Origin of the sequence: Zobellia uliginosa (assembly GCF_018860745.1) — a bacterium.
Taxonomy (GTDB): Bacteria; Bacteroidota; Bacteroidia; order Flavobacteriales; family Flavobacteriaceae; genus Zobellia; species Zobellia uliginosa_B.
Genome location: NZ_JAHKPY010000012.1, coordinates 489,649 through 502,681, shown reverse-complemented (window position 1 = coordinate 502,681; position 13,033 = coordinate 489,649). Strand labels below are relative to the sequence as shown.

The window sequence follows — 13,033 nt, the reverse complement described above, 5'->3', positions numbered from 1 at the left end:
TGGTTTTACAAACGTAACTTTTTAATCGGACTGAATCCGATTTTTAACTATTAAGTTGTCTTACTGAGCGTTAATCCTTACAGTGCTAGTCAATTTTTCTGCCTATGAGATTGGTTGCCACAGTAGCAAACACAACTACGCTAATAGAGCTAAGGGGCATTAGAATTGCGGCTATAACCGGTTCTAGCTGACCTGTAACTGCAAAATAAAGGCCTATAAGATTATAGGTCAACGATAACAAGAAACTAAGCTTAATAATTTTCATGGCTTTCTTTGAAGCCAATATATAGTTGTTTAATTGTTGGAACTTAGAAGCATCCATAATACCATCGCTTGCCGGAGAGAACACATTAATATCCTCTGATATGGCAATACCAACTTCTGCTTGAGCCAATGCACCGGCATCATTAAGGCCATCACCTACCATAAGCACTTTTTTGCCCTGTTCCTGTAAAGCCTTTATGAATTCTAGTTTGTGTTGAGGTTTTTGATTGAAGTAAAGGGGTGTTAGTTTGGGAAGCAGTTTTTCTAAGCGTGACTTTTCACCTTCGTTATCGCCGGACAAAATGGCTAAATCAAAATTTTGAGACATCGCTTTAAAAACATCGGATACACCATCACGATATTCATTATGAAAAACGTATCTACCCTTATAAGCGTCGTTGCTACTAATGTGTACAGATGTATTCAAGGCATCTGGTGTTTGTTCGTTACCAACGAAAGCGGCAGACCCCGCTTTTATATGCTCATCATCTTTGGTACCTTCTATTCCTTTGCCAACATGTTCCTCATATTCATCTAATGTAATAATATTTTGCTCTGCTAAAAGCGTATAGAGCGTTCTACTGAGCGGATGGTTAGATCCGCGCAAGGTGTTTTTTAGTAAAGAGGCCTCAGATTCAGTAAGTGGCATGCCTTCATAGGTAGCCGTACTTTTTTTGGCCGTGGTAATCGTGCCTGTTTTGTCAAAAATAGCGGTATCTATTTGCGCAAGTTGTTCTATGGTACGTGTGTCTTTTAAATAGAATTTCTTCCGGCCAAAAATGCGCAACATATTACCCAATGTAAAAGGAGAGGCTAAAGCTATGGCACACGGACAGGCAATAATCAAGACCGCTGTAAAAACGTTCATGGCTTTACTTGGCTCATAATACAACCAAAATACCGCTGAAATAAATGCAATACTAAGTACCGCTATCGTAAATCTTCGGCCAATACTATCTGTAAGTGTTTGAAATTTACTGGCTTTGTCTTCTTGAAAAATGCTGTTGCCCCATAATTGGGTAAGGTAACTTTGCGAAACAGATTTTAATGCTTCCATCTCAATAGCACCTTGTAACTGTTTTCCACCTGCAAAAATCTTCTCTCCAGATTCTTTTTTTACGGGTTCGGATTCGCCGGTGACGAAACTATAATCAATACGTGCTTGTCCGCTCATAAGAATCCCGTCTACGGGAATCAATTCTTCGTTTCTTATCAATAACCGGTCTCCTCTTTTTATATCATGAACCTGCGTAGTTTCTTCTTTTCCTTCTTGGGATATGCGAGTTATGGCAATAGGAAAATACGATTTGTAATCACGTTCAAAAGATAGAAAGGAATACGTTTTCTGTTGAAAAAATTTGCCGAGTAATAGAAAGAATACTAATCCCGTTAAAGAATCAAAAAAGCCGCTTCCCCAATCAAAAGCAATTTCTAATGTACTGCGAATAAAAAGCACCAAGATTCCCAGTGCAATGGGTACATCTATATTTAAAATCTTACTTCGAAGCCCTTTATAAGCTGATATAAAATAATCCCTGCCGGCATAAAAAATTACGGGTAACGAAAATAGAAACATAAGCCAGTGAAAAACGGGTTCATATCTATTAAGCCAAAACTCGCCACCGGAAGCATCACTAGACGATAGGTCAAAATAATCGGGAAAAGATAGGAACATGACATTCCCAAATGCAAAACCTGCCACTCCAAGTTTATAGATTAAACTACGGTCTACACTTTTCTTTTTGTTATCAAAATCATCTAATGAAATATAAGGTTCGTAACCTATCTTGGCCAACAGCACCACAACCTCTTTTAGTGATATTTCTGTACTGTTATAGGTTATCCGAACGGTTTTCTTAGGAAAATCTACTTGTCCGCTCTTTATTGATGGATTTATTTTGTTAAGATTTTCAAGTACCCATATACAAGAACTACAATGAATATGGGGTATGTAAAGGTTTATGATCTGTAAGTCGCCATCATTGAATTCTATTAGTTTTTCTGCTATTGGTACTGAGTCTAAAAAGTCGTATCTTCCATCAACCTTTTTTGGAGTAGCACCGGCAGCAGACTGAATGTCGTAGTAATAATCAAGGTCATTACCGGAAAAAATTTCATAAACGGTCTTACAACCATTGCAACAAAAAATTTTGTCGTCAAGGACTATGGGTTTTTTACCACAGTCATCACCGCAATGGAAACAATTGTTAGAATTCATTTTTACATTTGCTAATACCTTTTACAAAGGTGCAAGTTGTGAGTCTTTAAATATATGACAATTGTCAGGTTTATTGTAGGTTTTGAACGGTACCTTTGTTCAGTCAGGTATAAATAATAAAAGATATGAGTAGCAGATGTGAAAATTGTATAATAAGACAATTCAATTCTTTACGGGCCATGAGCAAGGAGGAATTGAAGAAAGTATCTGATTCTAAAATTTCAAAAACCCTTAAGAAAGGGGAGGCAATTTTCCAAGAAGGAGAAAAGCTAGATGGTGTTTTTTGTGTTAGGGACGGCGTTTCAAAATTGTCTAAACTAAGCGAGAACGGTAAAAACCAAATTGTAAGATTGGCCAGTAAAGGCGAAGTCATGGGCCAACGTGCTGTTATTGCCGAGGAATCTACCAATTTGAGTGCCATTGCCGTAAGTGATATGGAAGTTTGCTTTATTCCAAAGGAAGCCATTTCCAATACGCTGGACACCAACCCTAATTTTGCTGTTGAAGTCTTGCGCCATATGGCTCACGATTTAAGAGAGGCAGATGATGTTATTGTAAACATGTCTCAAAAAACAGTGAAGCAAAGAATGGCAGAGGCTTTTTTATATTTGAAAAAGAATTATGGCGAGGATGCTGAGGGTTTTCTAACACTCACCTTGTCTAGGGAAGATTATTCTAACGTAGTAGGAACGGCAACGGAATCCTGTATCCGCATAATTTCTGAGTTTAAGAAAAAAGGACTCATAAAAACCTCAGGTAAGAAAATTGGTATTGCTGATGAGCGTAAACTCTTGGAATTAGTTGAGGGATTTTAGCCGGCCTCTTTTTAAAAGCTGATATTTATCATAGTTTGACTTTAGAGTTGGTTCTACTTTTACATTGAAGATTTCAATAAAAAAGTAGATGAAAAATATACTGTTACCTACCGACTTTTCCGAAAATGCATGGAACGCTGCACGCTATGCAATAGAACTTTTCAAGAATGAAAATTGTACATTCTACGCATTAAATACCTACACACCACATATAGCGCATAGCCGTTTTATGGCAACCAATGTGGGTAATGGCACAGAGGAGGATGCCGCAAAAACCGTATCTGAAAAAGGTCTTACTGCGCTCATTTCTAGAATGAACACGGAATTTAATAATCCCAAGCATAAATTTATTGCAATATCTTCTTTCTCTATGCTCGTAGATGAGATAAAGGAAGCCGTAGATGACTATAAAATAGATTTGGTTATTACAGGTACCAAAGGGTCCTCTGGTGTAGATGAAGTCTTTATGGGTAGTAACACGGTACGTATTATTAAAACGGTAAAGAGATGTCCCGTGCTTGCCGTTCCTCAAAATTTTAAATTTAAAACTCCGGATGAAATTGCTTTTGCTACAGATTTCAATAGGTTCTACACACAATCAGAACTTCAACCATTACTTGATATGGCCAGCACGTTCAATGCCGTAATTAGAATAGTCCATGTGCAGCATAAAATCACGGCATTAACAGAACTTCAGAAATTTAATTTAAGTATGCTGCGCAAATATTTAAAGACCGCGGAGCATTATGTGCATACCGTATCAGAATTAAATTCCATTTCTAAGACATTAGAGGTTTTTAGTGAGGAATTAGATATTCATTTGTTGGCCATGCTTCACTACCAACATAGTTATTTAGAAAGTATAACCCGTGAGTCTGTTGTGAAAAGGATAGCCTTTCACACACAGATTCCTTTATTGGTAATACCCGAATTGGGCATGAGCGGTTCTGCAAAAAGTAAAAAAGAACAAAGTGTTTATGTTTCTGAGTAAATGCATTTTCACTATATGAAATTTAGCTTCTTTTCAGTTTTTTTATTGGGGCAATATTATATGTGATATTTCTAAATATAAAAAAGATATTGGGCTGGTTCTTCTTAATTTGCAGAAAAATTTAAGCTATGAACCTTCCTAATACAGGTCAAAAAAGATTAGTGATTATTGGTGGCGGCTTTGCCGGAATATCACTAGCCAAAAAGCTAAGTAAAATAGATTTGCAAGTCGTATTACTGGACAAGCATAATTACCATACATTTCAACCCTTACTTTATCAAGTTTCCACGAGCGGTCTTGAGCCGGACTCCATTGCATATCCCATACGTAAAGTATTAAAGCATTTGGAGAATTTTTACTTTAGATTGGCCAATGTGGAGCGTATTGACCCTGAACAACAGTTAATTGCGACGGATACGGGCAATTTGCAGTATGATTATCTGGTTTTAGCCACTGGTACAAAAACTAATTTTTTCGGTAATCAAGAAATTGCAAAGTATGCTATGCCCATGAAGAGCGTGCCACAAGCATTGGATATTAGAAGTCTCATGTTGCAAAATTTTGAAAAGGCAGATGATTGTCAAGACCCTATTGAGCGCAAGGCACTACTGAATTTTTGTATTATAGGTGCCGGGCCAACAGGTGTTGAGCTTGCGGGAGCTTTTGCAGAATTGAAGAATAATGTATTTCCTGAGGATTATAAACATCTAAATATAGATGAAATGGAGATTAACTTGTTTGAAGGCGGCCCTAGAGTATTGCCTCCAATGAGTGAACATGCTTCAAAAAAAGCTATGGAATTTTTAGCGGAATTGGGTGTTCGTATCCATTTGAATTCTATTGCTAGCAATTATGATGGAGAACAGGTAACCCTTAAAGATGGAACAAGTATGCGGACCAAAAATTTCATTTGGACAGCAGGGGTGACGGGTGCAGCCATAGAAGGGTTTGCACCGCATATTTTGGTTGAGCGCATAAACCGCTACAAGGTAAACCGCTTTAATCAAGTAGAAGGTTATAAAAGTATTTTTGCCATTGGAGACATCGCTTATATGGAAACCGAAGATTTTCCAAAAGGACATCCGCAGGTAGCGCAACCGGCAATTCAACAAGGGGAACTGCTAGCTAATAATTTAGAAAGGATGTTAGAGGGAAAAGACATGAAACCTTTTACCTATCTAGATAAAGGAACTATGGCTACCATAGGTAGAAATAAGGCAGTTGCAGATATTAAAAAACTTAAGTTCGGAGGCTTTTTTGCTTGGTTCATATGGATGTTTGTTCACCTCATGGCCTTGGTAGGTTTTAGGAATAAGGTCATTGTGTTTTTTAACTGGGCATACAATTATATTAATTATGATAAGGCTGCGCGCCTTATTTTAAGAAGGTTTGACCCTAGGGCATAGTTTAGTCTTAAGACATAGTAATTATGTCAAAAGCTTTAGTATCTTTGCCCTGTTGTGTTGTGACCCAAAACCTAAATAGGTTTGGTCCAATGAAAGGCTTTCCAATGTTGGAAGGCTTTTTTTTATGGATTTTGGTGTAGTATAGCCTATAAAAAATAGCCTTACACACTAATAATCAAAGAAGAGTTTGCAGAAGTTACATGCATTTTATGCGTGCACTGCTTTGTATTGAGAATTATACTTTACGCAACTGGCGTTCTAAAACATTCTCTTTGTTTTCCTTGGAAGTAATTTGATTTTGGATGGATATCCATGCTTTTTTTGCTCTTTCCGCTTTTACCTGATAATGTGTTCTGTTCATGATACAAGGTATTAAGGTTTACATTTTCAATAGAAATACTAAATAAAGCTAGACAAGGATTTTATAAATGTCCAGTTTTATGTCGCTCATCTTCATAATCTTAACAACGGTACAAACTTACATCAAATAGATTTCTTTTCATCGATCAAATGCGTTAGTATAACGTTTTTTTCATTTTAAGAAATTTGTGATAATGTGGTTATTTCATACGTTCATAAAAAGGCTCAAATATGCGAAATCGACAAAAAAGACGTAATTTTAAGCTAGATTTTTAAAGAAAAATACATGCCTTTATATCATAAGCTGGGAAAGTTTCCGCAAAAGCGACACACCATATTCAATAAAGAAGATGGAACCTTGCATTACGAACAATTGTTTGGAACAATTGGTTTTGATGGTATGTCTTCCCTTTTGTATCATTTACACAGACCTACACAAATAAAAGAAGTAGGTAAAACTTTAGACATAGCACCTAGGGCTGCGGTAGAATACAACATTAAGTCTAGGTTGCTAAAAGGTTTTAAGATAAAGGCGGAAGACGATTATCTAGAAAGTAGAAAAACCGTACTTTTTAATAGTGATGTACATGTAGGGCTTGCAGCCCCAAGAAAGTCCCTAACCGATTATTTTTACAAGAATACAGATGCAGATGAGCTTCTGTTCATTCATAGAGGTTCTGGTACTTTAAAGACTTTTTTAGGGGAAATTCCTTTTGAATATGGTGATTATCTGGTGATTCCCAGAGGAATGATTTATCAAATAGAATTTGATACTGAAGACAACCGATTATTAATTACCGAAAGCTACCATCCAATATATACACCAAAGCGCTATCGCAACTGGTTTGGGCAACACTTAGAACATTCTCCTTTCTGCGAGCGTGATTTTAAATTGCCACAAAATCTCCAAACGTATGATGAAAAGGGAGAGTTTTTAATGAAGGTGAAGAAGCAAGGACAGCTGCATCACTTGGTCTATGCTACGCATCCTTTTGATGTGGTGGGTTGGGACGGTTACAATTTTCCCTATGGTTTTTCAATTCACAATTTTGAACCTATTACAGGGCGTGTGCACCAACCGCCACCAGTACATCAAACTTTTGAGACCAGTGCTTTCGTAGTGTGTTCGTTTTGTCCTAGGTTGTATGATTATCATCCGCAATCTATTCCGGCGCCTTACAATCATTCCAATATAGATTCTGATGAGGTGTTGTATTATGTAGATGGCGATTTTATGAGCCGAAAAGGTATAGATGAAGGTTATATTTCCTTACATCCGGCAGGTATTCCCCATGGTCCACATCCTGGTACATACGAAGCGAGCATTGGTAAAAGTAAGACCGAAGAACTTGCAGTTATGATTGATACGTTTAAGCCATTAAAGTTAACACAACAAGCCATGGATATTGATGATGGCAAGTATTACAAAAGTTGGTTTGAGTAATATCTTATAGCTGTTATCTTTTTGCTAAAGCCCATGCTTCCCTAAGGGTTTATAGGTACTTTTGGGAAAAGAAAAAGAAACAAATGATTTTTGATTTAATAAAAAATAGACGTTCGGTTTTTCCAGCACAGTATAATAATAAACCCATTGCAAAAGCGGATATAGAAAAAATATTGGAAGCTGCCAATTGGGCGCCTACACATAAGAAAACGGAACCTTGGCGATTTCGTGTACTACAGGGCGAATCTCAAGAGAAATTAGGACTTTTCCTTTCGTTAAAATATTTGGAAAATGACCCTAATCCAAAAGAATTCAAAGCTAAAAAACTGATTGAAAACCCTAAACGTGCAGGGGCAGTTATTGCTATTTGTATGCAAAGAGACCCATCACAAAGCGTTCCTGAATGGGAAGAAGTAGCTGCTACGGCAATGGCCGTTCAGAACATGTGGTTGTGTTGTACGGAAATGGGCATAGGTTCTTATTGGAGCTCTCCCGGACTTGTAAAGCACATGCACGATTTCTTTGAGATGAATAACGGCGAAGCCTGTTTAGGCTTTTTTTACATGGGCTATACAGATGAACCTATTCCTGAAGGGGAGCGGACTCCTACTGCGGATAAAGTAGTTTGGATGGATTAGTATTTGGATTAAAATTTTGTGCATACTCAATACACGACCTTGCTCTTTGAGCAAGGTTTTTTTGTATTAATACTGACTGAATTAATTTAGAAAAGGAAATAATTCAGCTTTGTAATTCCAGGCCTTGGAAATGAACAGGCCAAGAAAGATTACTGCAATCAAAAACTTCATAAACGTGCCGGTAAGAAAGCCTAAAAAGCTCCCAAATGCTGCTTTCGTAGCGGTTTTCCCATCTGCTTTATTCAATAGTTCACCCACTAACGCCCCTACAAAAGGCCAAATTATGATGCCAAAAGGGCCTAAAACAGGAAAGAATAGTGCCACTAAAAGTCCTAATGTGGTGCCAATAACCCCATATTTTGTACCCCCAAATTTTTTGGTTCCTATAGCAGGTATCACATAATCCAATCCAAAAACAAGAAGCGCTAGCGCTGCAGTTATCCCTAAGAATACCCAATCTTGCGGTATTGCTTTCGTAAGATGTAGTAATAATAGTCCTACCCAGCTAATTGGTGGGCCAGGGAGTATGGGTAAGAAGCTGCCAAAAATACCAACGAGCATAAAAACAAAACCCAAAACGAGCAAAACAATATCCATTCTATCAATTTTCTATGGGACGAAGATAATTACATTTTGTTACAGGTTCTTCTCTAGAAATGAAATTGCGTTTTAATCTATACTGACTATCAGTTGATCAATTTTTAAACTAAAATTTTAGTTATATTTGCTTAAAGAACAAACTAAATAATTAGTTGAATGAAGCAGTTGACGAAAGCGGAAGAAGAGGTAATGCAGCAATTATGGCAATTGGAAAAATGCAATGTTGCCACTATTATAGAGCAGTTACCAGAACCAAAACCGGCATATAATACCGTGTCTACTATTGTTAGAATTTTAGAAAGTAAAGGTTTTGTTGATCATGAGAAAGAGGGTAAGGGGTATCTCTATTTTCCTATTGTAAAGAAATCCGATTATAGCAATCAGAGTATCAATAAACTAGTGGATGGCTATTTTCAAGGTTCATTTAAAAGTATGGTTTCCTTCTTTATGAAAAAGAACGATATGAGCCTAACGGAATTGGAGTCTATTTTAAAGGATATTAAAAAGGATGAATAATGGTACAATACGTTTTAGAATGCATCGCTTTTCAACTGGTTTTTCTTGTTATCTATGATTTTTTCTTAAAACGAGAAACCTTCTTTCAATGGAACCGCTTTTATCTTTTGAGCACGTTTCTGTTATCACTCGTTTTGCCTTTGATAAAAATTGAAGCTTTTAAGACCAAAGTTGATCAGTCTTATATTGAATACCAAGAATATTTATGGGAGTTAAACAATGCTGTTGTTGTAAGTTCTCAAGAAGATTCAGGGTTTGATGTATCATGGCAGATACTGGTATTTGCAGTTGGTGTGGGTGTTGCACTTATATTGTTTGCCCTTAAACTACGTCAACTAAATCTTCTAAAATCTAAGGGTGAAAAGTTAAATTTCAAGGAGTTTACCCGTATTATGGTTTCAGATAGTACTATTGCCTTCTCCTTTTTCAAGTCTGTTTTTATAGGGGATAAAGTTCCGAAAAGCGATTATAAAAGTATCATAGCGCATGAGTTGGTTCATATTAAACAAGGTCATTCTTGGGACCTCCTCTTTTTTGAGTTGATGCGTATTATAGGTTGGTTTAATCCGCTGGTCTATGTGTATCAAAATAGAATTTCAGAATTGCACGAGTTCATCGCCGATGCAAAAGTGGCAAAGAGCAATAAAAACGAACAATATCAATTGTTGTTGTCACAAGTTTTCCAAACACAAAATATATCGTTCATCAATCACTTTTTTAAATCATCATTAATCAAAAAACGAATCGTCATGTTACAAAAATCACAATCAAAATCGGTTTTCAAATTAAAATATTTGGCATTGGTGCCCTTGGTTTTGGGCATGTTGTTTTATACTTCGTGTGAGCAAAATGTTAATTCAGGAGAATCTTCTGAAAATAGTAATTCGCTTGAGGAAAGATTAATAAACTTGAATCAAGAGCTTATGTCAAAGGATAGTTTAACAGAAAACGAGCTACAAGAAATATTAAAAATGACAAATGTAGTGGCTTCACAAGCCAATAAAAATGCGAAAACTGTAAACGGTTGGACGGTTACCACAGGAGTGAATGCTGATTATGAAGGTGTGGCCGTGCCTTTTGCAGTCGTAGAACAAGTTCCTGTTTTTCCCGGTTGTGAAAATGCAACGGATCAGAGGGCTTGTTTTCAGAAAAGTATGCAAAAGCATATTGGTGAATACTTTAAATACCCAGAAGAAGCACAAGAACAAGGAATACAAGGCCGAGTTAATGTACTTTTTACAATTGATAGTACTGGTAATATTGCTAATGTTCGAACACGAGGCCCACATAAGTTGCTGGAAAATGAGGTTGTTAATATTATTGCCCGACTACCCCAAATGAAACCTGGGACACAAAAAGGTAAAGTCGTAAGTGTTCCATTTTCAATACCTATTACTTTCAAACTTAGATAAATTTTGAGAGCCCTATTGTTTATTTTTTTATTTGTATGCTATACTAAGGCGGATGGTCAAATAGCAAATTCCAAAGTGGCGGATAGTCTCTACGCTACAGGTAACTACATTAAGGCTATTAACCATTATGCGGAAGATGGTTCCATTACTTCTACTTTACAGATTGCAAGGGCCTATAACGCTATTGGCAATTATGAAAAAGCCATAGCGCAATACCAAAATGTGCTTTCTAAAGAAACGACGTTACAAATAGCAAAATTTGAATTGGGGAAACTCTTTCTGAAGACCAAGGATTTTAAAAATGCAAAAAGTCTTTTTTTAGAGTTGACCAAAGTTGCAAATGACAACCCAGAGTATCATTATTATTTAGGAGAGACCTTTCGTGAACAAAAGAATGTTGAGAAAAGTATAGTCTCTTATAAAAATGCCACAGCAACAGATAGTACCCATTTAAGAAGTTTGTTTCAATTGAGTAAGTATTATGTAGGGCAACGAGAGAAAGATTCTGCTTTAACGTTCATTGACCGTGGGCTCCGATTTTATGAAAATGATGTGGCACTAATAAATTTAAAGGCGCTGACCTATTATAATAATGATGAGTATGTTAAAGCTATTTTCTACTTTGAGAAGTTAATTGAACTGGGCGAACACAAAGAGTATATCTATGAGAAACTGGCTTATTGCTATTTCAAGGATTGGGAGTTTGAAAAGGCAAAAATCAACTATAAAAAGGTTTTGGAATTAAATGATGAAAATTCGGAGGCTTATTTTAATTTAGGGCATGTATTTTGGAAAGATAAACAGATAGATAGTGCGCAATACTATATTCAAGAGTCTATTGCAGTACAAAAACCATTTTTGCTGCATGAGTATATATCCTTGGCGGGAATCGCAAGAAACAAAGGAGATATGAAAAAGGCTTTGAAATACTACAAATTGGCACATCAAGAAGATCCGAATGACGCTCTGGTCTATCATAATGTGTGTACAGTAGCTGATCAGTATTACAAAGACCCCAAAATTAAATTAACGTATTATGAAAAATTTGACGAGAGCTTTGGTGATAAAAATGACTATATGTCCAAAATGGTAAAAAAGCGTATTTCTGAATTAAAAGAGGAAATCCATTATGATGTAAAATAACCACTCCCGTTTTTAAATTACATTTTCTTATTGAAAACTGCTTTTTTGGGGTATTTTCCTTTCGTGAATAGTGATTCATAGCACAAACCTCCACAAAAAATCGTAATTTCCGCCTAGAATTTAGGGCAATGCGAAACCTCACAATCTTATGTTTTCTGTTCTTGCTGACCGCATGTAATACGTCGGCTTCAAGGGAAAAGAAAACTCAAGAATTGGTCAATAAAGAGATATTGAGTATCGATTGGGAAGATGTGGACCAATATCCACTTTTTACCGATTGTGACGAAACAGCTTCCAAACAGGAGCAAAAACAATGCTTTATGACTTCCCTTATGAAGCACTTTTCAAAAACATTGGAAGAATCGGATTTTGTGGTTCAGGGAGCAATAAAGGATACTATTTTTGTCGACTTTTTAATGGAGGCTTCAGGAGCTATTTCTCTTTTAAATATCGATAAGGGAAGTGTAACGGAAACCCAGCTTCCCAATTTTGACAAGCACATTAAAAATAGCCTAAACGGTTTGCCTAAGATTGAACCTGCTTTAAAACGAGGTATTCCGGTAAGGGCAAAATTTAGAATTCCCATAGTACTCCAATAAAATACAACATTTGGCTACAGAAAAAATCATACTCGGTATTGACCCCGGAACTACCATAATGGGCTTCGGTCTAATAAAAGTGGTAGGCAAGAAAATGGAGTTCATTCAGATGAATGAATTGATGCTCAAAAAATATAATGACCACTACGTAAAGTTAAAACTCATTTTTGAACGTACCATAGAACTTATTGACACGTACAACCCAGATGAAATTGCCATAGAAGCACCGTTTTTTGGGAAGAACGTACAGTCTATGCTAAAACTGGGTCGTGCACAAGGGGTAGCCATGGCGGCCGGACTCTCACGAGAAATTCCCATTACGGAATACTTACCCAAAAAAATAAAAATGGCCATAACCGGTAACGGTAATGCCAGTAAAGAACAAGTGGCGAAGATGCTACAAAGTGTATTGGGACTAAAAACCTTACCTAAAAACCTAGATAGTACAGATGGTCTTGCTGCTGCAGTGTGTCATTTTTATAACGAAGGCAGAGTAGAGGTAGGTAAAAGCTACTCAGGTTGGGACGCTTTTGTAAAACAGAATGCGAAAAGGGTGAAGAAGTAGGCTGTTGGTTATGTAATTAGTGTTCAGTTGGCAGTATTCAGTTTTGGTAATTGAAATTATTT

At 36.6% G+C, this 13,033-nt stretch carries 13 protein-coding genes; 10 read left to right on the top strand and 3 right to left on the bottom strand.

Going from position 1 to position 13,033, the window contains the following annotated elements:
- Positions 1 to 85: 85 nt before the first annotated feature.
- Complete coding sequence (locus KO521_RS13605; RefSeq protein WP_215940437.1) at positions 86 to 2,482, bottom strand: heavy metal translocating P-type ATPase; 2,397 nt, start codon at positions 2,480 to 2,482, stop codon at positions 86 to 88.
- Positions 2,483 to 2,607: 125 nt separating this feature from the next.
- Here KO521_RS13605 and KO521_RS13600 point away from each other — a divergent pair, with 125 nt between their 5' ends.
- The 3 genes from KO521_RS13600 to KO521_RS13590 all read left to right on the top strand — a co-directional run bounded on the left by KO521_RS13600 (position 2,608) and on the right by KO521_RS13590 (position 5,694).
- Positions 2,608 to 3,297, top strand: coding sequence for a Crp/Fnr family transcriptional regulator (locus tag KO521_RS13600; protein WP_215940436.1), 690 nt, complete (start codon positions 2,608 to 2,610; stop codon positions 3,295 to 3,297).
- An 88-nt stretch (positions 3,298 to 3,385) separates the two neighbouring features.
- On the top strand, positions 3,386 to 4,288 hold the full coding sequence (locus KO521_RS13595) for a universal stress protein (RefSeq protein ID WP_215940435.1): 903 nt from the start codon (positions 3,386 to 3,388) through the stop codon (positions 4,286 to 4,288).
- 128 nt (positions 4,289 to 4,416) lie between these two features.
- Complete coding sequence (locus KO521_RS13590) at positions 4,417 to 5,694, top strand: NAD(P)/FAD-dependent oxidoreductase (protein WP_215940434.1); 1,278 nt, start codon at positions 4,417 to 4,419, stop codon at positions 5,692 to 5,694.
- Positions 5,695 to 5,929: 235 nt separating this feature from the next.
- Here the strand turns inward: KO521_RS13590 and KO521_RS20560 are convergent, their stop codons facing one another.
- Positions 5,930 to 6,055: a hypothetical protein gene (locus KO521_RS20560; RefSeq protein ID WP_289846450.1), complete on the bottom strand. Its 126-nt coding sequence runs from the start codon at positions 6,053 to 6,055 to the stop codon at positions 5,930 to 5,932.
- Positions 6,056 to 6,340: 285 nt separating this feature from the next.
- Between KO521_RS20560 and KO521_RS13585 the strand changes: the two genes are divergently transcribed.
- Positions 6,341 to 7,498, top strand: coding sequence for a homogentisate 1,2-dioxygenase (locus KO521_RS13585; protein WP_215940433.1), 1,158 nt, complete (start codon positions 6,341 to 6,343; stop codon positions 7,496 to 7,498).
- An 83-nt stretch (positions 7,499 to 7,581) separates the two neighbouring features.
- Positions 7,582 to 8,136: a nitroreductase family protein gene (locus tag KO521_RS13580; RefSeq protein WP_215940432.1), complete on the top strand. Its 555-nt coding sequence runs from the start codon at positions 7,582 to 7,584 to the stop codon at positions 8,134 to 8,136.
- A gap of 81 nt (positions 8,137 to 8,217) precedes the next feature.
- Here KO521_RS13580 and KO521_RS13575 read toward each other — a convergent pair whose 3' ends face one another.
- Positions 8,218 to 8,733, bottom strand: a complete 516-nt coding sequence (locus KO521_RS13575) for a DUF456 domain-containing protein (protein ID WP_215940431.1) — start codon at positions 8,731 to 8,733, stop codon at positions 8,218 to 8,220.
- A gap of 159 nt (positions 8,734 to 8,892) precedes the next feature.
- Here KO521_RS13575 and KO521_RS13570 point away from each other — a divergent pair, with 159 nt between their 5' ends.
- The 5 genes from KO521_RS13570 to ruvC all read left to right on the top strand — a co-directional run bounded on the left by KO521_RS13570 (position 8,893) and on the right by ruvC (position 12,971).
- Positions 8,893 to 9,252: a BlaI/MecI/CopY family transcriptional regulator gene (locus tag KO521_RS13570; RefSeq protein WP_215940430.1), complete on the top strand. Its 360-nt coding sequence runs from the start codon at positions 8,893 to 8,895 to the stop codon at positions 9,250 to 9,252.
- Positions 9,252 to 10,664 carry a M56 family metallopeptidase gene (locus KO521_RS13565; RefSeq protein WP_215940429.1) on the top strand — a complete coding sequence of 471 codons (1,413 nt, stop codon included), beginning with the start codon at positions 9,252 to 9,254 and terminating at the stop codon, positions 10,662 to 10,664. The genes KO521_RS13570 and KO521_RS13565 overlap by 1 nt, the downstream gene beginning before the upstream one ends.
- A 3-nt stretch (positions 10,665 to 10,667) precedes the next feature.
- Positions 10,668 to 11,807, top strand: coding sequence for a tetratricopeptide repeat protein (locus tag KO521_RS13560; protein WP_215940428.1), 1,140 nt, complete (start codon positions 10,668 to 10,670; stop codon positions 11,805 to 11,807).
- A 128-nt stretch (positions 11,808 to 11,935) separates the two neighbouring features.
- The gene (locus KO521_RS13555) at positions 11,936 to 12,406 is read left to right on the top strand and encodes a hypothetical protein (protein ID WP_215940427.1); all 471 of its coding nucleotides are present in this window, start codon (positions 11,936 to 11,938) and stop codon (positions 12,404 to 12,406) included.
- Positions 12,407 to 12,416: 10 nt separating this feature from the next.
- Entirely contained in the window at positions 12,417 to 12,971 is a 555-nt protein-coding gene (gene ruvC / locus KO521_RS13550) for a crossover junction endodeoxyribonuclease RuvC (protein WP_215940426.1), read from the top strand.
- Positions 12,972 to 13,033 lie beyond the last annotated feature (62 nt).

What these genes read in the sequence shown, in the direction of transcription:
- KO521_RS13555 (WP_215940427.1), top strand. Translation starts at nt 11,936, where the DNA reads ATGCGAAACCTCACAATCTTATGTTTTCTGTTCTTGCTGACCGCATGT.
- KO521_RS13600 (WP_215940436.1), top strand. Translation starts at nt 2,608, where the DNA reads ATGAGTAGCAGATGTGAAAATTGTATAATAAGACAATTCAATTCTTTA.
- KO521_RS13575 (WP_215940431.1), bottom strand. Translation starts at nt 8,733, where the DNA reads ATGGATATTGTTTTGCTCGTTTTGGGTTTTGTTTTTATGCTCGTTGGT.
- KO521_RS13590 (WP_215940434.1), top strand. Translation starts at nt 4,417, where the DNA reads ATGAACCTTCCTAATACAGGTCAAAAAAGATTAGTGATTATTGGTGGC.
- KO521_RS20560 (WP_289846450.1), bottom strand. Translation starts at nt 6,055, where the DNA reads ATGAACAGAACACATTATCAGGTAAAAGCGGAAAGAGCAAAAAAAGCA.
- KO521_RS13580 (WP_215940432.1), top strand. Translation starts at nt 7,582, where the DNA reads ATGATTTTTGATTTAATAAAAAATAGACGTTCGGTTTTTCCAGCACAG.
- KO521_RS13595 (WP_215940435.1), top strand. Translation starts at nt 3,386, where the DNA reads ATGAAAAATATACTGTTACCTACCGACTTTTCCGAAAATGCATGGAAC.
- KO521_RS13565 (WP_215940429.1), top strand. Translation starts at nt 9,252, where the DNA reads ATGGTACAATACGTTTTAGAATGCATCGCTTTTCAACTGGTTTTTCTT.
- KO521_RS13570 (WP_215940430.1), top strand. Translation starts at nt 8,893, where the DNA reads ATGAAGCAGTTGACGAAAGCGGAAGAAGAGGTAATGCAGCAATTATGG.
- KO521_RS13585 (WP_215940433.1), top strand. Translation starts at nt 6,341, where the DNA reads ATGCCTTTATATCATAAGCTGGGAAAGTTTCCGCAAAAGCGACACACC.
- KO521_RS13605 (WP_215940437.1), bottom strand. Translation starts at nt 2,482, where the DNA reads ATGAATTCTAACAATTGTTTCCATTGCGGTGATGACTGTGGTAAAAAA.